Origin of the sequence: Corynebacterium sp. MSK012 (assembly GCF_030232435.1) — a bacterium.
Classification (GTDB): Bacteria; Actinomycetota; Actinomycetes; order Mycobacteriales; family Mycobacteriaceae; genus Corynebacterium; species Corynebacterium jeikeium_D.
On record NZ_JASPJU010000013.1, the window covers coordinates 21,042 to 45,749 of the forward strand.

The window sequence follows — 24,708 nt, forward strand, 5'->3', positions numbered from 1 at the left end:
CCTTCGTCTAAAAATCAGCTATGGTGTCTTACAGGAATTAACGCAATAAGACATAAGTGGGTCGGCCGTATCCCCGTGCCGTCCCACGGATTACACAAGGGGGTCAGGCCATGGGTCGCGGCCGTGCGAAAGCAAAGCAGGCGAAGGTTGCCCGGCAGCTCAAGTACGATTCACCAGAAATGGATTTGGAACGTCTGCAGCGGGAACTCGTCGGCAAGTCGAACGAGTCCGATCGAGACGACTATTACTCTGACTGGGAGGAATGGGCCTCAGGCGCTGGTCGCGACAGCTAGCGCAAGCTAACCGCTGTCGTATTTTCCGCAAAGCGTTTCTATTTCAATAAAGCAAGCACCCACCAACGATTCCGTTGGTGGGTGCTTGCTTTTGCTTCGTCGACTGCGTTTATGCTCGGCCGATTATGTTCGGCCGCGGCGAATCAATCCGAGTTACTGACTGCGTTTATGACAAAAATCGCCCGAAAAACGGCTCGAAAGTGTCATAAACTCATACAGTTTCACATTTGCAGCCCGTGGTTTTCTGGGATCTCCGTTGTGCAACCCAGAATCTAGACCGCCCCGTCGCATCAGTAGGCCGCCCTCCACGGCAGACCAGCCGGCCCAGTCCCCGGCCGCCCGTCGCAGTAAACCGACGGCCGGCCGACGCTTAGAAGCGCGGGTGGCTGCCGCGCAAAACAGCCCCGTCCTCGCCAGCCTCGCTCTTGCGGACAGTACCCAGCTCCCAAGCGTTGATGTGGCGGGCAGTCAGCAGAGCCAGGGCACGATCGCGGTCCTCTGCGGAAACAATCGCAACCATGCCAACACCCATGTTGAAGGTCTTCTCCATCTCCTCGCGGGAGACGTTGCCGAGCTCAGCAATGGTCTTGAAAATCGGACCCGGGGTCCAAGTTGCGCGGCTCATGTCGGCGGTCAGGCCTTCCGGCATGATGCGAACCATGTTGCCAGCCAATCCACCACCGGTGACGTGGCAGAAAGTGCGGACCTCGGCCTCGTTCATGAGAGCCAGGCAATCCTTCGCATAAATCTTGGTTGGCTCCAGCAGCTCCTCACCGAGGGTGCGCCCGAAGTCCTCGACATAACCGTCGAGCTCCAGACCGGCCTTCTCCAGGAGAACGTAGCGAGCCAGCGAGTAGCCATTGGAGTGAAGTCCAGAGGACTCCATGGCGATAATGACATCGCCCTCACGCACGCGGTCCGGGCCGAGAAGCTTGTCCTCTTCCACGACACCGACGCCGGTAGCGGAGACATCGTACTCACCCGGTTCCATCACACCCGGGTGCTCTGCAGTCTCGCCACCCAGGAGTGCGCAACCCGCCTGGACGCATCCCTCGGCGATGCCGGAAACGATTTCGGCGACGTGCTCCGGCACGACCTTGCCAATTGCAATGTAGTCCTGCAGGAACAGCGGCTCGGCACCGCACACGACCAGGTCATCGACGACCATGGCGACCAGGTCCAGGCCAATGGTGTCGTGCTTGCCGACGGCCTGCGCCACGGCCAACTTGGTCCCCACACCATCGGAGGATGCGGCCAGCAGCGGCTTTTCGTAGTTGCCCAGTGCAAACAGGCCGGCAAAACCGCCGAGCCCGCCACGGACCTCTGGGCGAGTGGCCTTCTTGGCAATCGGGGCGAATAGTTCAACGGCGCGGTCGCCGGCTTCGATGTCGACACCGGCTGCAGCGTAGGAAGCACCAGAAACGTTCTCGGTCATTAGAGGCTCTCGCTTTAAACTTTCTCCCCCGGGCGGCGTTACTGCCGTATCCGGGAGTATTGGCGGACCGGGAACAAAGCAACGGCTGCAATCCACGGCACCGCTTGCGCTTCGTTCTCGGTTCAGTTCTCGTAGTTCATTCTAAGGAGGTTTCGAGGCTAATTGCTCGTTGCGGCTTTGGCAGCCTGGGCTGCCTGCATCCTTTCCACCGCTGCCGCATTCGGATTGCCCTCCGGCAGCCCCAGCGGGTATTTGCCATCGAAGCACGCACAACAGACTTCGGTCTTTGCCTGCTCGGAAGCGGCGACCATGCCATCGATAGAGACAAATCCCAGGCTGTCGGCACCAATCGCGGTTGCGATACCGGCGACAATGTCATTCTCATCGACACCGTTGGCCAACAACTCGCCCGGGGAAGCGAAGTCAATGCCGTAGAAGCACGGCCATTTCACCGGCGGTGCGGCGATGCGCACGTGCACTTCCTTCGCACCAGCCTCACGCAGCATGCGAATCAGGGCACGCTGAGTGTTGCCGCGGACGATGGAGTCATCGACCACGACCAAGCGCTTACCGGCGATAACTTCCTTCAGTGGGTTCAGCTTCAGTCGGATACCCAACTGACGAATCGTCTGCGAAGGCTGAATGAAGGTACGCCCCACGTAGCCGTTTTTGGTCAGCCCCTGACCAAACGGGATGCCCGATTCCTGGGCGTAGCCAACAGCGGCCGGGGTACCGGATTCCGGCACCGGCATCACCAGGTCACCGTCAGCCGGGAACTCACGTGCCAACTGGCGGCCCAGCTCAAGACGCACCGCGTTGACGGAGCGACCACGGATGTTGGAGTCCGGGCGGGCCAGGTAGACGTACTCAAAAATGCATCCAGCGTGGGTGGTCTCGGCAAAACGCTGCGAACGCACACCGGAAGCATCAATGGTCACCATCTCGCCTGGCTCGATCTCGCGAACGAACGATGCACCGACGATATCCAGCGCGCAAGTCTCGGATGCGACTACCCAGCCACCGGACAGGCGCCCCAGGCACAGCGGGCGCACACCGTATGGGTCACGCGCGGCGTACAGCGTCTCGCCATCGGTGAAAGTAAGACAGAAAGCACCCTTCAAACGCGGCAGCAGTGCCATCGCGGCCGCTTCTACATTGGTGCTGCAGCCGTAATCTTCGGGGTGGTCAATCTTGCCGGTTTCGTCGGCAAGCAAAGTGGTCATGATTGCGGAGTCACTGGGCAGCTCGCCCTCTTCACGCAGTAAACCCTTGTCGACCGCCTCATGGAACAGCGTGAGGTGGTTGGTCAGGTTGCCGTTGTGCCCCAGCGCGATGTCCGTGCCGTCAGAGGCCATCTGGAACATCGGCTGTGCATTCTCCCACGCAGGAGCGCCGGCGGTGGTGTAGCGCGTGTGCCCCACCGCTACGTGCCCCTTCAGAGCGTCGAGCGTCTGCTCATCAAAAACCTGGGAAACAAGGCCCAGGTCCTTGAATACGAGAATTTGGTCGCCGTCGCCGACTGCGATACCGGCGGCTTCCTGGCCGCGATGCTGCAGGGCAAACAGGCCATAGTAGGTGAGTTTGGACACGTCTTCGCCAGGTGCCCAAACGCCAAAAACGCCACATTCTTCGCGCGGGGATGTCTCTCCCAGATCGTCGTAAGGCGAAATTGGCAAAAGTTTGGACTTTGGTGCACCTGAAATGTTGGTATCGGCCACGACATTCACACTAATAGCCCCACCCGCCTAGGCACCAATTCAGCATCCCCCCACGGGCTTTAAGAAATGCGCGCCACCGGCAGATGATTCCCAATTTCCGCCGCGCGCGTGCCCGACATATCGATGTGCGCCTGCACCTGCTCTAACGTGATCATTCCGCACGCGAGTCCCAGCCAAATCTCCGGCGACATCTCCACGACATTGGGCGGCGTACCGCGCGTGTGCCTGGGGCCCTCAATGCACTGGACCGCGACGAAGGGCGGCACGCGCACCTCGACGCTATGCCCCGGAGCCTCTTGGGCGAGCATCCGCACGGACAGACGCACCGCTTTGGCAAGGCTCGCACGGCTTAACGACGACCCCTGCGCCCCATCCGGCCCGATGAAGGAGGCAGCCTCTTGGTCAGATAGCAATTCGCGGCCGAGAAGCCGTTGCGCCGCCCAGGGTGCGGCGGTGGAAAGAGCGCTGCGAACGTCGAAAGGCGAGATTTTGGATACCATAACCTCATCCTAGAGTTATGCTTTCATATATGGATACGCAGTCAACTGAAAAAGCTGAACAGGTGCATGCTCCAGCGTCACCATCTCTTGTACTCCGTTTTATGGCATCGCCGACCGATGTCATTATGGCCGGAACCAATTCTGTCCACGGCGGCCGTGTGTTGCAGTGGATTGACAAGGCCGCTTACGCCTGCGCGACCGGCTGGTCGGGACGCTACTGCGTGACTGCGTACTTCGGTCACATTCACTTCACTCGCCCGATTCCCAGCGGCCACATTGTCGAGGTGCGCTCCAAGATTGCGCATACCGGTCGCAGTTCCATGCACATCGTCAACGAAGTGCTCTCGGCTGATCCGCGCGAGGGCAAGTTCACCCGCGCAGCTGACTGCCTGGTGATCTTCGTGGCCATGGATGAAAACGGTAAGTCGACTCCGGTGCCGAAGTGGGTGCCGCAAACAGAGGAAGAAGAGCGCGTTGAGAAAGCCGCTCTTTCCCGTTTTGAGCTCCGCCGCGACATCGAAGCCAGCATGCGCGCGCAGACCTACTCCGCGGACTCTTCCGCACCCGAACTGACCACACGTTTCCTGGCAAAGCCGACCGATGTCAACTGGGGCGGAAACGTCCACGGCGGCACCGCCATGGAGTGGATCGACGAGGCTGCGACGGCAGTTACCACCAACTGGGCAGGGCGCCAGACCATTTCTGTCTACGCAGGTGGTATTCGCTTCTACAGCCCAATCCACATTGGCGACCTGGTTGAGGTGCGCGCACGCATCCTGCGTACAGGCACGACCTCGATGCACCTGTCGGTGCAGGTCTACTGCTGTGAGCCCCGCAAGGGTGTCGGCGGCCTGCGCAAGGCACTGCATTCGACCATGACGTATGTCGCAATTGATGACGATTTCAACCCGCAGCCGGTACCGCACTTCCAGCCGACGACGGATGAGGACAAGCGCCTGCACGCTCACGATCTGTCACTGAAGGCATTGCGTGACAAGTACAGCCCGCTGCCGCTGATTGAGCGCGAACAGGATTAAGCCGCCTGGCTACCCGGCTTCCTGTTTTTCCACCAGATGGATAGGAACATCCAGCCAATCAGCGCGAAGGTGATGTAGGTGACGTACCGGTCAATCGTCTGCAGGGAGCCCTGGATGCTTGGGCCAAACTTCAGGCCCAAGTACAGGTAGAAGCACTTGAGCATTGCGGCACAGAAGAAGAGGTACACGCCTACTACCCAGCCGCGCACCTTCGCAATACCACCGATGGCCACGACAATCGTGGCCGGAATCGGCGAGAATGGCACAAACGATGCCAGCACACTCAGCCCGATGCGTTCATAGATGAAGTTCTCCATCTTCTTAAACCATCGCGGTGGGTGTCCGCCGAAACTCATCGTTATGAATTCCGTGCCCCACTTCTTGCCCATCCAGTAGAAGAACGGCATGAACTTGATTGTCGAAAGCGCCGCAATCACTACAACAGCGAAGAGGAAGAGCGGCCGGTCCTCGTTTTCCGACGCGAGAATCAGCACCGACAGATTCGATCCTGTCAGCCATGTGTGCAAGAACGTGTACTTGAGCAGCAAAACCGCACGGAACGGGATGATTGCAAAGCCGTACACGGCAACCAGCATCAGCGATGCATAGAGAAGCTTGTCTATTTTGTCCGGCTCACGCAGGAAGCTCGGCAGATCCTCACGAGGGTCGTGCTCGGCCTCGTTACGCATGTCGGGTGAAGTCATGAACCACAGTTTAACTGCACGCCCTCTTCTGCAGCAGGAGCCGCAGACTAGGCCATTACGTACGGCTCAGACGCACTCGCCAAGGACGAGCGCAGCGCCGCCTACTATCCTGAGAAGATATGACCACCGATTCACCCGCGCCTGTGCCCGCACAGCAGCCTCACGCAGCACGGTCTGAGTCTTCCTCACCATCGCTTGACGACGGCCAGGAGAACGCATCCTCACCGAGCATGCTGCAACGTGTTCGCGCCGCTATCCCGCCTGTTTCCATCCTGGTACTGACGGCGGTATTCCTCTTCGCCGGGTGGTTCACGCTCTTCGGTCCTATCAATGTTCTGGCGTGGCGTGGTGGCACGTTCCCCCGCACCGAGGCAGACCGCCCTTACTATCAGCAGGCTCTGAAGGATGTTGCGCGCTATCAGTACGAGGAGCAGCCCTCCCCTGAGGTTTACTTCGGCCTGGCGTGTGGCGCTACTGATGACGACATCCGCAGCGTTATCCCCAAGGTCGGCGAGCACCCGAATTCAGACGCAGACCCAACTGCTGATGCAGATGCCGTCGCCGCCGCTGCTGCCACCAGGCCGGGTTCTGCACCCACAGCTGCGAACCAGACCGCGAAGCTGAATCCAAACCTTGACGCATTCGGCAACACGGTCGACTGCTCCGGTTCCTGGACTGCGCCATTCTTGTCATTCCTGCTCGCGTCCGCGGGTGTTCCGGTCTTTGATACGCCCGAGGATTCGGCTGCCGCAGCCGAGAACCCATGGCTGGTTACGGATGTCGAACAGCTCATGGATGCCTACAAGGCACATGATGCTTTCGTCACCGACAAGGACTTCTCTCCTCAGGTGGGTGACATCATTTTCTACCGCTACCCCGCAGGCCTTGGGGTGCACGCCAACATGGTTGTCGCGGTTCAGGGTGACTGGGTCACCATCGGTGGCGATGAGCTTGGCAAGGTCGGTCTAGCTAGCATGACCCTGCGCAACCGAGGTGGCATCGTGGGCTACGGTGCCACGGGCTACTTCGAGCAGGCACCGCTGGACGCCACCAAATAGCCAAGTTTAAATAGGCAAGTTTTCCTCGATGAGGTCGCGCAGAGCATCGTCGTCAGGCGAGACCTTGGAGCGGAAACGGCCGATGACCTCACCCTCGGGCGAGACAACGAACTTTTCGAAGTTCCACTTCACATCCCCAGCCTCGCCGTCGGCGTCCGGGGTTTCCTTCAACAGCTTGTACAGTGGGTGCGCGCCATGGCCGTTGACCTTCGTCTTTTGGAAGAGCGGGAAGGTAACGCCGAATTCGCGCTGGCAGAACTGCTTGATTTCCTCGGCGTTGCCGGGCTCTTGCCCACCGAACTGATTGCAGGGGAAGCCGAGGACGAAGAAGCCACGGGGTGCGAATTCGTCGAAAAGTCCTTGCAGATCGTCGTACTGATCCGTGAAACCGCACTCCGAGGCGGTGTTGACGATAAGCAGAACGTGGCCTGCCCAGTCATTCATCGTTGCTTCGTTGCCGTCGATGGTGGTCACTGGGATGTCGAAGAGATTGCTCATAAACCCCACACTAGGGCAGTCCCCCGATAGCCGTCAGAGGTAGCGACTAGCCGACCTGCTCCATGCCTTCAAAGAGCTCGCGGCCCAGCGGCACCGAAGAGTGGTTGACCGGCTGCGCACCCCCATCGACCGCCTGGTCAATGATGCCGACAACATCCTGGCGCAGCTTGTGCTCCCGCAGTTTCGAAGCGTTAACGGAGATGCGCACCGCGCGGCCCTTCTCCAGCGAGCGCTGCACCGAGGAGCGCACCGCACGGCGCCACCAACCGGCGCCGCCGAAGCCCTCGCCGATAGCCAGCACGCGAGTCGGATCAACAGCACCAGTGGTCAGGTCGCGGACACCATTTCGGTCCGCTGCCACTCGGAAGCCCAGCTCCGGCAGCACGTTCATGGTCTCGGGCGACATGGTCCACTTCGGTGGTGCAAAGACGTCCGTCTCAAAACCCATCGCACGCATCTGGCGCGTTGCGGCGGTCAGGCGCAAACGCGCTTCATGTTCGCTTAACGACGCAAATTCCGCGCCTCGGCCTCGAACTGACTGATCGAACCCCGCGAGAACAATCTCGATGCCGTCATCGCTACGACGGCGGAGCCAATCCAGCACCGCCGGAGCTTCCCGCAACGACCAGTTTTTACCCGCATGCGGCGCTACCAGCAGAGACGGTGTAATACCGCGCTGTTCCATCGCTGCCACGAAACGAGCGACGTCGAGCAATGTGCCATCGCGCAAACCCGACACCGACACCAAAAGCGGCGAACCGACCACACCACCGTCAACAGTTACGAGCTCTTTGCCCGCTGGACGAATGACCTGGTCGGTCGTCCGAATCTGTTCTTGCACCCCACTGCCTGCCATGGATTCAACAAAAACAGGCGTATGTAAATTTTTGGTAACGGAGAGGACAAGGCTTGGAGAATACTCAGAAGCCTTTCAAATAAGAGTTCAAAAAGCGCCATCGCAGCACATCAATGTGCGTCTGCAGCGCGGATTATCCCCAATGCACAACCTCATCGAGAGCCAGTCCCTTGCGCCAACCGAACTTCTCCAAGTCACGCTCCTCGGCCAGGTGCGTTACTGGACCAATGCACAGCCAGGCCACCGGGCGCACGGGTGCCTCGACACCGACAAAGTCAGCCAGGAAATCCTCATGGTAGAAACTGACCCAGCCGACGCCGAGCCCCTCTGCCGTAGCAGCCAGCCACAGATTCTGAATAGCCAGCGCGACTGACATGAGGCCGGTGTCATCGACGGTGTCGCGGCCGAGAATGTTCTTGCCGCCACGGGTCGGGTCATAGGTGACGACGATGCCCGTTCCCGAGTCCACGATTCCTTCAATCTGAATCGGATTGAAGGTCTCACGCCGCTCGCCTTCGAGCTTGGCCGCGAATTCAGCGCGACGTCCGGCTACGTGGTCGGCAAACTGCTGCAGGCGGTCCGGATTCTGAATGATATGAAAGTCCCACGGTTGGGACAGCCCCACCGACGGGGCTGCATGGGCCGCCGCCAACACGCGCATCAATCGCTCCCTGTCCACCACTTCTCCGGCGAATTCGCGGCGCACATCCCGCCGCCGAAAAAGGGTGTGGTAGACGGCCAACTGATCGTCGGAAAGCGAATCGGTGTCAAAACCCTGCGCGGACAGCAGCGTGCGCATATCCATGCCGTTACTCCACCGCACCAGCAGTGTGGACAATCCAGGCGTACTCGAAGGCAGTCTGACGCCAGCGTTCGTAACGACCGGAAACACCACCATGACCTGCGGACATCTCGGTCTTGAGCAGGAACTGCCCCGGCTGACCTCCGACAACCTCGCGCAGCTTGGCGATCCACTTTGCCGGCTCCACGTAGAGCACGCGGGTGTCGTTCAAACTAGTAATCGCGAGAATCTTCGGGTACTTCGCATCGGCCGAGATGTTCTCGTACGGCGCGTAGGAGGCCATGTAGTCGTAGACCTCCGGGTCGTGGTAGGGATCGCCCCACTCATCCCACTCCACCACGGTCAGCGGCAGCTCTGGCATCAGCATGGATGTCAGGCAGTCGACAAACGGGACCACGGCCTGAATGCCCGCGAACCTATCGCCAGCAATGTTCGCGACCACGCCCATCAGCATGCCGCCCGCCGAACCGCCGAGTGCTACCAGCTGCTCGCGTGTGGTCCACCCAGAATCCAGCAGGTAGTCAGCGACGGCGACGAAGTCAGTGAATGTGTTCTTCTTCGTGGTTGCGCGACCGTTCTCCCACCAGCCGCGGCCCATTTCGCCACCACCGCGGACGTGTGCAATGACAAAAATCATCCCACGATCCAGCAGCGACAGTCGCGCGATGGAAAAGCCAGGATCCATCGAGGCTTCATAGGAACCGTAGCCGTAGAGCAGCGTCGGATTCGGCTTGCTCAGGTCCAGGTCCGCGCGGTGGATAATCGATACCGGAATCTGGGCACCGTCGGCTGCACTCACCCATTCACGCTTGGCGACGTAATCACCGCGATTAAACTCCCCCCGAATCTTCTGCTCCTTGAGCAGCACCCGCTTGTCCGAGGCAATATCAATCTGCCAGAGCTGCGACGGCGTGGTGAAGGAGCCGTAGGCGTAGCGCAACACCGGGGTGTCCCATTCAGCGTTGCCGGTAGTGCCTGCGGAGTAGAGCTCTTCGTCGAATTCGAGCTCGACGAAGTTCACAGCGGACGCTGGCACTGGGTCGGCAGCATCGCCCGTTTCAGCGGAGCCAGCACCATCCTCGTCCTGCGCCAATACCGCCAGCGCCACACGCCCAATACCGCCGCGACGGTACCCAAACGCGATGTGCCCAGCGAAGCAGTCAACGCCCTCGACACGGACGTCATCGCGGTGCGGGACCAGCTCAGTGAGATCCGAAATACTGTCGAAAGACCCCACCGGCACCATGGCCAGTGCGAAGTTCGAGCCAGTCATATTGTGTGTAATCAGCCACATATCCTGGCCACTAATGACGGCGTGGTCGATGTCGTATTCAACACCGGACTCGCGCGGGCGCACGCAGGCGAACTCACTGGTCGGGTCACTGGCGTCCAGGTACCAAACCTCGGAGGTAATCTTCGAGGAGCTCTCAATAATCAGGTACTTTTCGCTGCGTACCGTACCGACTCCGACCCAGTAGGCCTCATCGGGCTCATGGAAGACACAGACGTCATCCTCGGTAGAGGTGCCCACGCGGTGACGCCACACGGAATCCGGCCGCCAGGCTTCGTCGACCTTCTGATAGAAGATCCACTCGGAGCCGACCCAGGTAGCACCTGCGGCGATGCCCGCAATTTCGTCGTCAAGCAGTTCGCCCGTGCGCAGATCCTTTACGCGCAGCGTGTAGCGTTCGTCGCCTGTGACGTCGGTGGAATAGGCCAGCAGATTGCCGTCCGCGGAGACGCTCGCTGCGCCGAGGGCGAAGAAATCATGGCCTTCGGCCAGCTCGTTGGCATCCAGGATGACCTGTTCTCCTGGTGCCGGGGCATCGTCGGCGATGGTCGGCGGAGTCCACGCGGCAAGACCGTCACCGGCCTCCGCACGCACGCGACAGCTCATCCCGTAGGACTTACCCTCCTGCGTGCGCGAGTAGTACCACCAGCCATTAAGGCGAGTTGGGACCGACATATCGGTCTCCTGCACGCGCGACTTGATCTCCTTAAAAATCGCGTCCGCGGTGCCGTCAAGATCGGAGGTAAAAGCCTCCGTATAGGCATTTTCAGCCTCTAGGTAGTCGATAACCTCGGAGTTTTCCTTATCGCGGAGCCACTCGAAGTTATCGGTGAAGTCCCTTCCGTGGAAGGACCGAGTCACCGGCTTCCGTTGTGCACGGGGTGCGGGCAAATCCTTTTTTGCAGGCTTGCCGACGGATGCCGAGTCCAAGGTCACTTCGCTCACGCAGGTTCTCCAATCCAGTCCGAGAAGCGGCGGCCCGACAGTCGTTCGTAGGCCTCGACGTACCGCTCGCGAGTTGCTTCCACAACACTACCCGGCAGCGCTGGCGGCGGAGTGCCCTCGTCCTTCTTCCAGCCGGACTTGGAGCAGGTCAGCCAGTTTCGGACGTACTGCTTGTCGAAGCTCGGGTTAACCGAACCCTCCTGGTAGGAGTCGGCTGGCCAGTAGCGGGAGGAGTCCGGGGTGAGGACCTCGTCGGCCAGCACCAGGTTGCCGTCGGAGTCGAGACCGAACTCGAACTTGGTGTCGGCCAGGATGATGCCGCGCTTAGCAGCCAGTTCAGCAGCCTGGGTGTAGATACGCAGGGTGGCATCGCGCAGTTCTTCGGCACGCTTCTGCCCCAGGGACTCCACAACGGCGTCGAAGGAGACATTCTCGTCGTGCTCGCCCAGTTCGGCCTTGGTGGCCGGGGTGAAAATCGGTTCTGGCAACTTGGAGCCCTCGACGAGGCCCTCTGGCAGCTCAATGCCACAGACAGTGCCGTTTTCCTTGTACTCGACGAGACCCGAGCCGGTTAGGTAGCCACGTGCGACACACTCGAATGGCAGCATGTCCAGCTTCTTGCACACCAGCGCACGGCCGAGGCACTCTTCCGGAATGCGCTCATCGTCAGCCGGGCCAGCCATATGGTTCGGAAAGTCGATCTCGTCGAAGAAGAACACGCTCATCGCGGTGAGCACTCGACCCTTGTCAGGAATCGGGGTCTCCAGAATGTGGTCGAAGGCAGAAATACGGTCACTGACCACAAGCAGCAGAGTCTCAGGGTCAATCTCGTAGATTTCCCGGACCTTGCCCGCGGAAAGATGGTTATACGAGGAAAGTTCAGGTCGCATGGCGATAAAGTCTAAACCCCTATACGCCTTTGCACTCTATTGATACCTCCGGCCACCACCCCAACTAGTGGGGATTGACGCAATTACCGTCGTCAGGCGGGAAAAATTTTGAGATTCCGGACTGCTGCCCATCGAATTTTTCACAGGTAAACGACGGTGTTTACCCCTCACCTCCCCCGCACGGTAGATGACTGGGCAAAAATATTTCTAAAAACGTGACAGAAAACACCGATACCAGTATTGTCTAAATTTAGTAATTCACGTCACACTTCAAGGATTTTGAAGGGAACAATCACATGGCAGCTCAGGCCAACAATAACTCTCTGCGCCGCGCAGTCGTCGTCGGCGGTAACCGCATTCCGTTCGCTCGTTCTAATAAGGAATACGCTAACGAGTCGAACCAGGACATGCTGACTGCTGCAATCGACGGTCTCGTCGCCCGCTTCGGTATCGGCGGCGAACGCCTCGGTGCAGTCTCCGCCGGCGCTGTGCTGAAGCACTCCCGTGACTTTAACCTCACCCGTGAGTGTGTCCTCGGCTCCGCACTGGCGCCGGACACCCCGGCTTTCGACATTCAGATGGCATGTGCCACCGGCATGGAAGCCCTCAACTCTGTCTCCAACATGATCAAGCTGGGCCAGATTGACTCCGCCATCGCCGGCGGCGTGGACACCACCTCCGACGCTCCGATTGCTGTCAACGACCGTCTGCGCAAGATCCTGCTGGAGGCCAGCCGCCAGAAGTCCACTCTGGACATGGCAAAGGTTTTCCTGAAGGCTCGTCCATCCGACCTGGCTCCGGACACCCCGTCGACCGGTGAGCCGCGTACTGGCCTGTCCATGGGTGAGCACCAGGCAATCACCACCGCCAAGTGGGGCGTTACCCGTGCTGAGCAGGACGAGCTCGCCGCCGCTTCCCACCAGAACATGGCAAACGCTTACGACGAGGGCTTTTTCACTGACCTCGTCACCCCGTACAAGGGCGTTTCCCGCGATACCAACATGCGCCCGGATTCCACCCCGGAGAAGCTGGCCAAGCTCAAGCCAGTCTTCGGCCGCGGTCTGGAAGCAGAGCCGACCATGACCGCTGGTAACTCCACTCCGCTTACCGACGGCGCCTCCGCCGTCCTCGTCTCCACCCCGGAGTGGGCCGCTGAGCGCGGTCTGCCGGTGCTTGCCGACGTCGTCGATTCCGAGGCAGCCGCAGTTGACTTCGTCCATGGCGACGAGGGCCTGCTGATGGCTCCGGCTTACGCCACCCCGCGCCTGCTGGCCCGCAACGGCTGGACCTTCGATGACTTCGACTTCTTCGAGATCCACGAGGCCTTCGCCGGCACTGTCCTGTCCACCATGAAGGCATGGGAGGACGAGGAGTTCTGCCGCACCAAGCTCGGACTGGAAGGCCCGCTGGGCTCCATCCCGCGCGAGAAGCTCAACGTCAAGGGCTCTTCCCTGGCAGCCGGCCACCCATTCGCCGCTACCGGCGGCCGCATTGTGGCAGCCCTCGCCAAGATGCTTCGCCAGAAGGCAGACGAGACCGGCAAGACCACTCGCGGCCTGATCTCCGTTTGTGCTGCGGGCGGCCAGGGTGTTGTCGCAGTTCTCGAGGCTCGCGTCTAAAAGCGCACCACCGATAAAGACACTTTTACTTTCAAGGAGAATTTTCCATGACCGATAAGTACCAGGAACTCGTCAACGGTGGTCCGCTCACTGGACTGGCTAAGGCCGCTGGCCTGCCGCAGCCACCGTTCCTGCGCCGCCACAAGCCGGGCGGTCCGCTGCTGAACAACGACAAGGTGCTCGTCACCGGCGAGGGTGCAGATGCAGACGCAGTTGCAGCCCAGCTGGCTGAGTGGGGCCTGCAGGTCCGTCGTGGCACCGCCGCTGACGACAAGATTGGTGCCATTGTCCTCGTCGCCACTGAGGCCAAGCGTCCGGCAGAGCTGCAGGGCCCAGTGCTCGCTGCTGCAAAGCACATGCGCAAGCTGGACAAGGGTGGCCGCATCGTCACCGTCTCCCGCGCCAAGGATGCTCACCACAACGCAACCCCGGCCGAGATCGCTGAGAACGCTGTCGCCGGTGGTATCGAGGGCCTGATTCGCTCCCTCGGCCACGAGGTTCGTGGCGGCTCCACCGCCAACGGTATCCTCGTTGCTCCGGGTGTCTCGGTCACCGCACCGTCCGTGATTTCCTCCCTGCACTTCTTCCTCTCCGGCCGCTCGGCCTTCATCGACGGCCAGTTCCTCCGCGTCACCTCCGACGCTGGTGAGATCCCGGCCGACTGGGATAAGCCGCTGGCTGGCAAGGTTGCCGCTGTCACCGGTTCCGCCCGTGGTATCGGTGCCGCTATCGCTCGCCAGCTCAAGGCTGACGGCGCAGAGGTCATCGTCATCGACGTTCCGCAGGCTGGCGAGGCTCTGTCCAAGGTTGCCAACGAGCTCGGTGGCCTGGCTCTGCAGCAGGACATCACTGCCGACGACGCCGGCAACGCCATTGCAGATGCCGCTGTAGCTCGCTACGGCCGCCTGGACATCGTCATCCACAATGCAGGCATCACCCGCGACAAGATGTTCGCCAACATGGACGACGCCAAGTGGGGCTCGGTCATCGCCGTCAACATCGAGTCTCAGCTGAAAATGAACGAGCAGCTGCTGAACCACAAGGCCTTCGAGAAGGCTCCGCGTATTGCCACCATGGCTTCCACCTCCGGTATCGCAGGTAACCGCGGTCAGACCAACTACGCCACCTCTAAGGCCGGCGTTATCGCAATGGTCGAGGCTTACGCTGAGGAGTTCGCTAAGCGCGGCGGCAACATCAACGCTGTTGCTCCGGGCTTCATCGAGACCGACATGACCGCTGCTATTCCGTTCGTCAACCGCCAGGTTGCTCGACGCGTGAACTCGCTGCAGCAGGGTGGCCAGCCGGGCGATGTCGCCCAGGCAATCGCCTTCCTGGTCTCCGACCGCGCTCTCGGCGTCAATGGTCACGTCCTGCGCGTCTGCGGTCAGAACATCGTCGGCGCCTAAGCGAAGTCGCGGCTTCCGCATAGGCTCCCGATAAGGAGGAAAGAGGAAAACTTATGGCTAAGACCCTGGATGCCATTCCCAATCTGGTTCCGCTCTACGCCAAGGCAGCTGCTGGTTCGGCGAAGAAACGCCCGAACTCCACCGAAATCAAGGTCGATGAACTAGTGGTCAAGGGCGTCACTGTCGATGCCGACCGTGACCAGGACTTCCGCGACGTCGTTGGCGCCCCGAAGTCTGAACAGGCTTTCTTCGGCCACATCCACGCCCTAATCATGCCCATCCAGATGGAGCTAATGGCTGCGGATGATTTCCCGCTGCCGATGATGGGCCTGGTCCACACCGAGAACACCTACCGCGAAATCTCGCCTGTCACACTCGGTGGCAAAGTTGATATCGCGGTGAAGGTTGCCGCATTCCGCGCTCACCGCTCGGGCACTGAGGTTGTTCTGGAGTCAACTGTTACATCGTCCACATCCGGCGCCACCTTGGTCGAGGAGCAGTCGGTGTATCTGGCCAAGGGCGTTCGCCTGAAGGATGCCGAGGGCTTCGAAGAGGTCCAGGCACAGCGTGAGGCCATCAAGTCCGGCGCCGAGACCATCAAACGCGAGCAGTTCAAGGTTCCCTTCCCCACCGCTCAGTGGAAGCTGGCTGGCAACACCGGCCGCAAGTGGGCCAAGGTTTCCGGTGACTGGAACCCGATTCACATCACCTCTGTCTCCGCGAAGGCTCTGGGCATGCCAGCAGCGATTGCACACGGCATGTACACCGCCTCCCGCGCGCTGGCTGAGGCACAGGTTCTGCCGGGTCAGTCGTACGAGTTCCAGATTTCCTTCGGTGCGCCGGTCGTTCTGCCGACCACCATCAATGTCGCACTCACCCACACCGGTGACGGTGCAGGTGCTGCTCACAACCTGACTGAGGGCAGCTCCAACATCGGCCGCGCAGTCAACATTGTCGCGTGGGATCGCAAGAAGAAGCGTCCGCACTTCACCGGAAGTGTTCGTCCGCTGAAGTAGTTGACACGAAAGCGCTGTAGAAAACGCCGCGCTTTGGAAAACCAGTCTCCTCATTGACTGGACCTTTCCAAAGCGTGGCGTTTTTGTTTTCCCAGTTGTGCTTTTGCCGAGGGCACCACTGGCATGCCCCCCCCCAGAGAGACACCGTCTCCTTCCCCCCCCCCCCGCCGGCAACCCCGCCACTTTCTCGCCTTGATAGTTAGCTGCTGGATTTTTCCGCCGTTAATGCAGAGTCGCGGCTTTACTTCGCAGTTGCGTGACTAAGCACTGTTCAACCGCACGTAAGCAACGCCTTGTTGACATCCCATTCACTCCTCTATTCTATGTTCAATCGATTGAACATAGGAGGTAATCGAGTGTCTTCATCATCGAAGACGCCGCTGACTTTCACGGAACTCCCACCGGAGGAGTCACCCCGAATCGTGTACTTCTCCAGTGCTTCTGAAAACACTCACCGGTTCGTCCAAAAGCTGGCTCAACCAGCAGCACGCATCCCGTTACATCCGCGAAAAGACGGAATGATTCGCGTTCGCAGCCCATTTGTCCTGATCACACCGACTTATGGCGGCGGATGTCGGCGCCGCGCGGTGCCTAAGCAGGTCATCGCTTTTCTCAACGACGAAACCAACAGGAGTTTCATCCGCGGTGTCATCACCTCGGGCAACACAAATTTCGGCACCGACTTTTGCATAGCCGGAGCCATCATTTCTGCAAAATGCCAGGTCCCGGAGCTATACCACTACGAGTTACTGGGGACAGACCACGATGTGGAAAACGTCAAAGAGGGCCTGGAAAAATTCTGGAGGAGCGCTACTTCTTGAACATCTACAGCTATTCAACTACGCCACCGTCTTTTCGCAAGGACCCAGCTGCCCGCCTTCGGCCAATCAACTGGAACCGAGTGCACGATGACAAAGATCTCGAAGTGTGGAATCGCCTAACAGCAAATTTTTGGCTGCCCGAAAAAGTCCCACTGTCCAATGACCTTGCAGACTGGCGACGCCTCACCGATCTAGAACGCGAGCTGACCATGAAGGTCTTCACCGGACTGACCATGCTCGACACAGTCCAGGCGTCTGTCGGAGAGATTTCCCAAATTCAAGATGCCCGCACAGAACATGAAGAGGCCGTCTACACGAATATCGCTTTCATGCAAGCAGTGCATGCAAAGTCCTATTCTTCAGTATTTTCCACGCTGTCCAATACCCCTGACATCGACGCTGCCTACCAATGGGCAGTCGCCAATGACATCCTGCAGGCTCGGTCAAAAGCTGTGCTCAAACACTATTATGGCGACGTTCCGCTCAAGCGAAAGGCGGCAGCAACGCTTCTTTCGTCCTTCTCGCTCTACGCCGGCTTCTACCTCCCGCTGCACTTCGCATCACGAGGCATCCTGACCAACACCGCCGACATGGTGCGCCTGATTCTGCGCGACAAAGCTGTTCACGGCTATTACTCCGGCTACAAGTTCCAGCGAGGCGTAGAAACCTACGACAGCGCCACGCAAGCGCAGATGAAGGCTTTCGTCTTCGAGCTTCTCGACGAGCTATACCAGCTCGAACTAAGGTACTCCGAAGCCCTATACCAACCACTCGGGCTTTACGACGACGTTGCCAACTTCATTCGATACAACGCCAACAAAGCGCTCATGAACTTGGGTTACCCGCAGCGGTTTAACCATGATGAGACCGCATTCAAGCCCGAGATTCTCGCCGCCCTCACCCCGGGGTCAGATGAAAACCACGACTTTTTCTCCGGTTCTGGCTCCGCATATGTCATCGGAAAAGCCGAAGACACCGCAGATGAAGACTGGGATTTCTAAATCCACGTCTTTCCCCATACATCCTAAGAAAGGAACATTCGCATGACTGCACAGATTTCTATCCTGGTAGGAAGCTTGCGTCGAGCCTCCTATGCACGAAAGATTGCACTCAAGGCAGCCACGTACTTCCCCGATGACTTCAAAGTCGACATCGTCGAGATTCGTGACCTCCCTCTCTACAACTTCGACTACGACGACCCCGCAGTGTCCGATATTGCGACTCCCGCGGAATACACCAGTTTCCGGGAAACCATTAAAGCCAGCGATGGCATCCTATTTGTCACCCCAGAAAACAACCGCACAATTCCTGCAGCTCTGAAGAATGCCGTTGACATCGGATCTAAGCCCAACGGTGATGTGGCATGGAAGAACCTGCCCGCGGGAATTATCAGCCACTCCGTCGGCCGTATGGGCGGTTATAGCTCTCAGAAGAACTTGCGACTCGCGCTGTCGTACTTCGACATGCCGATGCTCGGTCAGCCAGAGGTCTTCCTGGGACAATCGCCAACACTCATTGACGAACAAGGAGAATTCACGTCGTCAAGCACTGAGGACTTTGTTCGCGACTACATCAACAGATTTGCAGACCTAGTTCGCGAGCAGAGCCCACGCCACTAACTGAAATCCCCTAATCAGCGCAGCGTTACTGGGGATATCGCCGTATGAAGATTCTTCACTGACTAGGATCAAACGCTGCGTTCTCTGCGCGGTTAGGCGCTCGTCGTTAGGCTCATTTTCATGACTGTTTCTATCTCGGCCGTGATCGCGCTTAACGACGACCCCCGCGCCGCTGCGCGGTTTTACGCCGAAGGTTTTCACTCCAACATCAAGCCCAACTCCACCACGCTCACCATCGGCGGGATGGACTTTGAACTCATTGAGAACGGGAACCGCCGATTAACCCCCGCTGTGTCTTTTATGGTGCGATTTGCCCCTGGTCAGGAAAACCAGCTGCGCAGACTGTGGGAGCATCTGATGGCGGGTGATGAAACCATCAGCGGTGGTGCTACGCTCATGCCCCTGACCAGCTACGATTTCTCGCCGCTCTTTGGCTGGTTGGTCGACGGCAATGGGGTCAACTGGCAACTGATGATTGATTCCTTAACCAGCGGGGCTGCAAGCACGGACGCTGCCGCAAAGACAGCGAATCCCGCCGTTATTCCCTACTTCATGTGGACAGGCGACGAACCACAGGCTGCCGCCGCCACCGAGGTATACAACCGGCTTTTCGGGTCAGGGAATTTCATGACGCTCGACTCGCCGGGCATGCACAATTTCACCTTCGGCGACGGTGTGGCGATGCGCCTCTCCAGCGATTCGGCCGAAGAGGTCGAAAGCGCCTGCCAAGCGCTTGGCCTAACAGGCGCTGAGGTTGCCGAGGGCACGGAAGCCGTCGTCAAGCCTGACCGATTCGGCGTGTACTGGACGCTCTAGCGTTACTTACGGGTCAACGCGATTGCCGCGCCGACGACGGCTAACAGAACTGCACCAATAGAGAACCACATCATGTTGGAAGAGCCGTCATCCTCGTTTTCTTCGGTGCCCTTCGGATTCTGCTGGCTACTAGTCGGGGCCTCGCTACTTGGCGACTTGTGCGCGACCTGTTCAAAAGCTGGGCCCGGAATCTTCTCGCCGACCAACTCCGTGGTCAGCTGGTAAGTCACCGGGACGTTTTGAACACCCGCGACATCGTGGGATTGACCGGCACCCCAGCTGTTGTTGAAGAAGACAACGATGTACTGGTCGCCATCCAACCAGGCTCTTTCAGCCTCGTAATCGCCCGACTTTTCACTATCTTCGCCGATCCGATTGCGATAGTTAATCCGGGCCGAGTTACCAAATGTAGTCTCTTCACCGATCTGGTGTTCATTGGCCGGACGGTTTTCCTCGCTGCCGGCGAGCTGGCGTGCCGAGTTCAGCGTCTTGATATCCAGGCCGGAGATCTGTGCAAGCTTGTCCGCTTCTGGGGCGTCAATGAGTTTGACGGCGCCGCGGAGCTGCTGCCCATACTCGGACTTGATCTTGTACACGTGTGTCTCACCAGGAACGATGTCGGCCGTGACGCTGCTGATGCTGTCGGCAGTAAGTTCCGTGGCGTCATCGAACCACGAACCTGGGGTGACTTTCTTAGCCTGATCTACCTCTGGTGTCGCGGGTGGAGGGTTCAAGCTCTCCTTGTCGGACGGGAAGGCCTCCGGCACATCGGTCAGGTTTTCGTTGGCGAAGCGCTTGATAGTCACCTCTGCAGGAATGTCCTGGCCTTCAAACGGGCCGCCTTTCCGAGCCACGGAGAACACCATATTGCCCGGCTTACAGTCCCCCTCAGCGCCCCCGGACTGCTTGGTTGTTATCGATGCGAAAAAGGGGCCATTGGAGTCGATGATGCCATTGCCGAAATCATTGGCAAGGAAGCAACTGCTGTCATCCAAATGCATAGTGAGCGCGAAGTTGCGAACATCTAGGTCCATCAACGTCGCGCCTGACGACGCTCCCGGCACGGTAGCCGCACTAATTGCAAGCCGCTCTCCCTCAGCAACCGGGACGGAGAAGTACTCAGCACCGTCGCCTTCCTGATTACCGATGCTGCGCTCGGACTCAGGATTCTTTTCCCGCAGCTTGGTCGAGAACGTTTCCACGTCGGCAGGCACCTGGGTAGCGCTCGTAGGAGCGTCGCCACCCTGTATCTCTTGCGCGCTGGACTGCGCGGTGCGTGCGGTGCGGGTCGCCAGCGTCTTCATGGACTCAGCCAGCGAATCGGAGTCCTGGGCGTCCAGGTACTCACCGCCAGTGGCCTCAGCAATGCACTCCAGTTCAGCACGTGCACCTGCATCAACAAGGAAACCAACTGTGTTGATGACCAGGTCAATGCCCTGCTGCTTGAGTTCCTTGGCTACCTCGCACACCGGTGGCGGAGCACAGGTGTCCTCACCATCGGAGACCAACACAATCGAACGTTGCCCTTCTTTCGGCAACTCATCGGCAGCCTGACGCAGCGCAGGCCCCATCGGGGTGTGGCCGGAGGCTTGGACCTTTCCTACTTCAGCAGGAATCTTCGCCGAGTTACCCGCCTGCACGGGCAGCAGCGTGGTGATGTCCTGACAGCCAGCTTCCCGCTCCTCCGGCGAATTGCCAACTTCCGTGCCGTAGACCATGAACCCAATTTCGGAGTCCTCTGACACCGATCCCGCGAACTTACTCGTGGCAGTCTTCGCTGCCTCCATTCGGGTCTGGCCGCCCGCGTCGTCGGCAAGCATTGACCCTGAAGCATCCAGGATCACCATGGTTGGCGAGATAGTACTCGCGGCCTCTTGCGCCTGTGCACGCCCTGTTGTGATTCCCGCAAAAGAGCCTACGAGCACCAGCAACACGGAGATGGAGAGCACGACCGCCGAGAGTTGTCTTCTTCTGATCATGTGGCCGGTTCCTTTTCTTCAAGCGTAAATCTGAAAGCGTAAAAAGAACGTTACATGACAAAAGTATGTCTGATTCTCAAGATAATGACTGGGCAGACCCAAATATTACGGGTGCCAAATATGATTACGGGCTGCAAATGTGAAACTGTATGAGTTTATGACACTTTCAGGCGGTAGGTTCAGGCCATTTTTGCCATAAACGCAGTCAGTAACTTGCATTGGCCCGCCGCCGCTGACATAAACGCAGTCAGTAACTCGCATTGGGATAAGTAGCAAAAGATGCCCACCGGTCGACCCCACCGAACGGGCATACTTTTTGTCTATTAACCAGCTCCCCTAGCGGGACTCCAACCACGCCACAATGTCAGAGTAGACCTCTTCCTTATTCAACTCGTTGAGAATCTCATGGCGACCATCCGGATAGACCTTAAAGCGCACGTCCTTCTTGCCCGCGTTCAGGTATTTGCCCACGACCTCAGTCACACAGGCAGCGCCACCCGCCGGATCAACGGCACCGGAAACCACGAAAAGCGGCAGCTCATCAGGCGCTTTCTCATAGGCTTCAGGCGAGTTCGCGTAGTGCGTGCCGACGAGAAGGTCGCGGAAAAAGGCATTGGTGGGAACGAAACCACACTTGTCGTCCGCAATATAAGCATCGACAATCTTGTGGTCGCGGGTGAGCCAATCAAACTTAGTGCGGCGCTCAAAGTCCTTGTTGTAATCAGCAAAGGTGAGAGTGTTGAGCAGCTTGCCCGGCGCGGTAGGACGAATCTTAGCCAGCAGGTTTGCCACCTTCATTCCCGCGTCGCCCTTAGCCCCTGGCCACGACACAGTGCCCATGATAATGACACCGGTGAGCCCCTCGCCGTACTTGGCGATGTAGTTACGAGTCAGAAGCGACCCCATGGAGTGGCCGAGAATATAGTGCTTGCTACCTGGGAATTCTACATCAACGTACTGGCGCACCGCGTGGAGGTCTTCGAGAATCAAGTTCCAGCCACCGTAGTCAGCGAAGTAGCCCGGGATGCCAGCATCCGTCTTAGTCATACCGTGGCCGCGATGGTCGTGCGCGACGACGGCATAGCCCTGGGATACGAGGTACTCGGCGAACTTGGCGTAGCGGTTGGCGTACTCGACCATGCCGTGGACAATCTGCACCACTCCCTTAGGAGTAATGGGCGCGCCCTTGTCATTTTCTGGAACCCAGCGCAGCACATTCAATGTGGCACCTGGGCGAGAAAGCGAAGTCCTAACAGCCGATGTCACGTCGGGCACCTTTCGAGTAGAGGTTTCGATACTTATCGCTCATCGTACCGAGGAACTTGGCTGCTCACTGGTGCTTTCGCCAACAAACAAAGAAAAACTCTGCCACCAACGTGACAGAGTTTTTCAAGGGACCTTACGTCTTTACGTTTTTGCGTTTACGCGTTTCGCGCGTGACGCTCGCGAAGCTACAGAATCTCGCCCGGCTTGTAGGCCGCGGCCTCTGGGTACTTGTCCACGACAGCCTGCACACGTGCAACTACGCGGTCAACCTGGGATTCCGCGGCACCGATGAACGCATGGCGGTTCGCCAGAGCGTCGGCAAGCCCTGCGGCATCCAGCGGGAAACGCTCATCTGCAGCGAGACGTTCAGTGAGATTCTGCTCAGCACCCTTTTCGCGCATATCCAGTGCGGTGGCGACGGCGTGCTCCTTGATGATCTCGTGGGCTTCCTCGCGGCCCATACCAGCGCGAACGGCTGCCATGAGGATCTTGGTGGAAGCCAGGAACGGCAGGTAGCGCTCCAGCTCACGGTCGATCATGGCCGGGAATGCACCGAACTCGGACAGGACGGTGAGGAAGGTTTCGAACATGCCGTCCATGGCGAAGAAAGCATCCGGCAGTGCAACGCGGCGAACCACGGAGCAGGAAACGTCGCCTTCGTTCCACTGAGTACCGGCGTATTCGGAGAGCATGGTCATGTAGCCGCGCAGAATGACCTGGAAACCGTGGACGCGCTCACAGGAGCGGGCGTTCATCTTGTGCGGCATGGCGGATGAGCCGACCTGGCCTTCCTTGAAGCCCTCGGTGACGGTCTCATTACCGGCCATCAGGCGGATGGTGGTGGCCAGCGATGCCGGACCTGCACCGAGCTCGACCAGCGCGGACAGAGCGTCGAAGTCGAGGGTGCGCGGGTAAACCTGACCGACGGAGTCAAAGACGCGGTCGAAGCCGAGGCCTTCAGCGATTTCGTTTTCCAGGGAGGCCAGTGCGGACTCGTCACCGTCAAGCAGATCCAGCATGTCCTGGGCGGTGCCCATCGGGCCCTTGATGCCGCGCAGCGGGTAGCGGGAGATCAGGTCTTCTACGCGCTCGACCCCCAGCAGCATCTCGTCCGCAGCGGAGGCGAAGCGCTTGCCCAGAGTCGTTGCCTGCGCGGCGACGTTGTGGGAACGACCCGCCATGACCAGCGACTGGTACTCGGAGGCCTTCTCGGCGGTGCGAGCAGCAACAGCGACAGCCTTGTCACGCACAACCTTCAACGACTCCAGTACCTGCAGCTGCTCGACGTTTTCAGTCAGGTCTCGTGAGGTCATTCCCTTGTGAATGTGCTCGGTGCCAGCCAGTTCACAGAACTCTTCAATGCGGGCCTTCACATCGTGGCGAGTAATACGCTCACGGGCGGCAATGGAATCGAGGTCAACCTGGTCGATGACCTTCTCATACGCCTCGATAGTGCCCTCCGGAACCTCAATTCCGCGGGCGACCTGGGCCTTCAAAACTGCAATCCAGAGCTTGCGCTCGAGGATGATCTTGTACTCAGGGCTCCACAACTCCGCCAGAGTCGCAGAAGCGTATCGGTTAGCAAGGACGTTTGCAATCTTCTTTTTCTCAGCCACGCCCTCAAGTATTCCATGACCCCGGCATCCGCGGTTATCTAGGCCATGGATGACCACGCATTTCTTCCACGCCTTCGTTGAATTTGCGCATCAATCGCACGAACTCCGCGAGCTCCGAGTCCTCCCAGCCATGCGTAATGTCATCGACGGTTTTCTTACGCGCCTCGATTTCCCGGTGCAGCAGCTCTAGCCCCTTGTCGGTCGCGCTATGCACCTTCGCGCTTGACGACGGCGCGGGTCTCTTCGCGATATACCCCTGCCGCATGGCGGCGGCCAGCTGGCGGTGCACCGTAGAAATGTCCAGCCCCAGCGCATCGGAAAGCTCGGCGACTGTCATATCCGGCTGCGCTTCCAGTCGCGCCAGTAGTGCTGCGGCGGAGCGATCCAACAGGATGTCCTTACGATGTGGTCGGTAGCCGCTGGAGCTCACCCGGGATAGCAGCATGTTCTCGTAAACGAGCGCGGCTAGGTCGTCGTTTCGCACGATGGCAGTCAATCCTCTTGTCGCCTATTTGTCGGCCCT

23 protein-coding genes are annotated in these 24,708 nt (G+C 59.2%); 10 read left to right on the forward strand and 13 right to left on the reverse strand.

Annotation, left to right across the window (positions count from 1 at the left end; translation table 11 throughout):
- The first annotated feature begins 110 nt into the window (after positions 1–110).
- The gene (locus tag QP977_RS09690) at positions 111–293 is read left to right on the forward strand and encodes a DUF3073 domain-containing protein (RefSeq protein WP_005511943.1); all 183 of its coding nucleotides are present in this window, start codon (positions 111–113) and stop codon (positions 291–293) included.
- A 370-nt stretch (positions 294–663) separates the two neighbouring features.
- Here the strand turns inward: QP977_RS09690 and purM are convergent, their stop codons facing one another.
- The 3 genes from purM to QP977_RS09705 all read right to left on the reverse strand — a co-directional run bounded on the left by purM (position 664) and on the right by QP977_RS09705 (position 3,946).
- On the reverse strand, positions 664–1,728 hold the full coding sequence (gene purM / locus QP977_RS09695) for a phosphoribosylformylglycinamidine cyclo-ligase (protein ID WP_016421389.1): 1,065 nt from the start codon (positions 1,726–1,728) through the stop codon (positions 664–666).
- A gap of 158 nt (positions 1,729–1,886) precedes the next feature.
- Positions 1,887–3,455, reverse strand: a complete 1,569-nt coding sequence (gene purF / locus QP977_RS09700; protein WP_016421390.1) for an amidophosphoribosyltransferase — start codon at positions 3,453–3,455, stop codon at positions 1,887–1,889.
- Positions 3,456–3,505: 50 nt separating this feature from the next.
- On the reverse strand, positions 3,506–3,946 hold the full coding sequence (locus QP977_RS09705; RefSeq protein WP_016421391.1) for a sterol carrier family protein: 441 nt from the start codon (positions 3,944–3,946) through the stop codon (positions 3,506–3,508).
- A gap of 29 nt (positions 3,947–3,975) precedes the next feature.
- Between QP977_RS09705 and QP977_RS09710 the strand changes: the two genes are divergently transcribed.
- Positions 3,976–4,983, forward strand: a complete 1,008-nt coding sequence (locus tag QP977_RS09710) for an acyl-CoA thioesterase (protein WP_016421392.1) — start codon at positions 3,976–3,978, stop codon at positions 4,981–4,983.
- Here QP977_RS09710 and QP977_RS09715 read toward each other — a convergent pair.
- A complete protein-coding gene (locus QP977_RS09715; RefSeq protein ID WP_049193818.1) occupies positions 4,980–5,687 on the reverse strand; it encodes a hypothetical protein in 708 nt (235 codons plus the stop codon). The genes QP977_RS09710 and QP977_RS09715 overlap by 4 nt on opposite strands.
- 119 nt (positions 5,688–5,806) lie before the next feature.
- On the opposite strand from QP977_RS09715, the gene QP977_RS09720 reads away from it, so the two are divergent.
- Entirely contained in the window at positions 5,807–6,745 is a 939-nt protein-coding gene (locus QP977_RS09720; protein ID WP_224783816.1) for a hypothetical protein, read from the forward strand.
- Between the two features lie 6 nt (positions 6,746–6,751).
- Here QP977_RS09720 and QP977_RS09725 read toward each other — a convergent pair whose 3' ends face one another.
- The 5 genes from QP977_RS09725 to QP977_RS09745 form a co-directional block, all read right to left on the reverse strand.
- On the reverse strand, positions 6,752–7,243 hold the full coding sequence (locus tag QP977_RS09725) for a glutathione peroxidase (RefSeq protein WP_049173070.1): 492 nt from the start codon (positions 7,241–7,243) through the stop codon (positions 6,752–6,754).
- A gap of 46 nt (positions 7,244–7,289) precedes the next feature.
- Complete coding sequence (locus tag QP977_RS09730) at positions 7,290–8,099, reverse strand: polysaccharide deacetylase family protein (protein ID WP_222865562.1); 810 nt, start codon at positions 8,097–8,099, stop codon at positions 7,290–7,292.
- A gap of 133 nt (positions 8,100–8,232) precedes the next feature.
- Entirely contained in the window at positions 8,233–8,904 is a 672-nt protein-coding gene (gene bluB / locus QP977_RS09735; protein ID WP_049173072.1) for a 5,6-dimethylbenzimidazole synthase, read from the reverse strand.
- A gap of 4 nt (positions 8,905–8,908) precedes the next feature.
- Positions 8,909–11,128 carry a S9 family peptidase gene (locus QP977_RS09740; RefSeq protein ID WP_371441084.1) on the reverse strand — a complete coding sequence of 740 codons (2,220 nt, stop codon included), beginning with the start codon at positions 11,126–11,128 and terminating at the stop codon, positions 8,909–8,911.
- A 5-nt stretch (positions 11,129–11,133) separates the two neighbouring features.
- Entirely contained in the window at positions 11,134–12,027 is an 894-nt protein-coding gene (locus QP977_RS09745; protein WP_038626496.1) for a phosphoribosylaminoimidazolesuccinocarboxamide synthase, read from the reverse strand.
- Positions 12,028–12,323: 296 nt separating this feature from the next.
- On the opposite strand from QP977_RS09745, the gene QP977_RS09750 reads away from it, so the two are divergent.
- The 7 genes from QP977_RS09750 to QP977_RS09780 all read left to right on the forward strand — a co-directional run bounded on the left by QP977_RS09750 (position 12,324) and on the right by QP977_RS09780 (position 19,324).
- Positions 12,324–13,646 carry an acetyl-CoA C-acetyltransferase gene (locus QP977_RS09750; RefSeq protein ID WP_016421400.1) on the forward strand — a complete coding sequence of 441 codons (1,323 nt, stop codon included), beginning with the start codon at positions 12,324–12,326 and terminating at the stop codon, positions 13,644–13,646.
- Between the two features lie 47 nt (positions 13,647–13,693).
- Complete coding sequence (locus QP977_RS09755) at positions 13,694–15,052, forward strand: 3-oxoacyl-ACP reductase (RefSeq protein WP_048732093.1); 1,359 nt, start codon at positions 13,694–13,696, stop codon at positions 15,050–15,052.
- Positions 15,053–15,105: 53 nt separating this feature from the next.
- The gene (locus tag QP977_RS09760) at positions 15,106–16,068 is read left to right on the forward strand and encodes a MaoC/PaaZ C-terminal domain-containing protein (RefSeq protein WP_016421402.1); all 963 of its coding nucleotides are present in this window, start codon (positions 15,106–15,108) and stop codon (positions 16,066–16,068) included.
- A gap of 356 nt (positions 16,069–16,424) precedes the next feature.
- Positions 16,425–16,889, forward strand: coding sequence for a class Ib ribonucleoside-diphosphate reductase assembly flavoprotein NrdI (nrdI, locus tag QP977_RS09765; protein WP_016421403.1), 465 nt, complete (start codon positions 16,425–16,427; stop codon positions 16,887–16,889).
- Positions 16,886–17,890, forward strand: coding sequence for a class 1b ribonucleoside-diphosphate reductase subunit beta (gene nrdF / locus QP977_RS09770; protein ID WP_076773175.1), 1,005 nt, complete (start codon positions 16,886–16,888; stop codon positions 17,888–17,890). Before nrdI ends, nrdF begins: the two co-directional genes overlap by 4 nt.
- Positions 17,891–17,932: 42 nt before the next feature.
- A complete protein-coding gene (locus QP977_RS09775) occupies positions 17,933–18,508 on the forward strand; it encodes an NADPH-dependent FMN reductase (protein WP_016421405.1) in 576 nt (191 codons plus the stop codon).
- A gap of 120 nt (positions 18,509–18,628) precedes the next feature.
- Positions 18,629–19,324 carry a VOC family protein gene (locus QP977_RS09780; RefSeq protein ID WP_049173075.1) on the forward strand — a complete coding sequence of 232 codons (696 nt, stop codon included), beginning with the start codon at positions 18,629–18,631 and terminating at the stop codon, positions 19,322–19,324.
- Between the two features lie 2 nt (positions 19,325–19,326).
- Here the strand turns inward: QP977_RS09780 and QP977_RS09785 are convergent, their stop codons facing one another.
- The 4 genes from QP977_RS09785 to QP977_RS09800 form a co-directional block, all read right to left on the reverse strand.
- Positions 19,327–21,303, reverse strand: a complete 1,977-nt coding sequence (locus QP977_RS09785) for a vWA domain-containing protein (RefSeq protein WP_070827664.1) — start codon at positions 21,301–21,303, stop codon at positions 19,327–19,329.
- A 336-nt stretch (positions 21,304–21,639) separates the two neighbouring features.
- Entirely contained in the window at positions 21,640–22,569 is a 930-nt protein-coding gene (locus QP977_RS09790; RefSeq protein ID WP_070827666.1) for an alpha/beta fold hydrolase, read from the reverse strand.
- A gap of 185 nt (positions 22,570–22,754) precedes the next feature.
- On the reverse strand, positions 22,755–24,185 hold the full coding sequence (gene purB, locus QP977_RS09795; RefSeq protein ID WP_070827668.1) for an adenylosuccinate lyase: 1,431 nt from the start codon (positions 24,183–24,185) through the stop codon (positions 22,755–22,757).
- A 34-nt stretch (positions 24,186–24,219) separates the two neighbouring features.
- A complete protein-coding gene (locus QP977_RS09800; protein WP_070827681.1) occupies positions 24,220–24,669 on the reverse strand; it encodes a MarR family winged helix-turn-helix transcriptional regulator in 450 nt (149 codons plus the stop codon).
- Between the last annotated feature and the right edge of the window lie 39 nt (positions 24,670–24,708).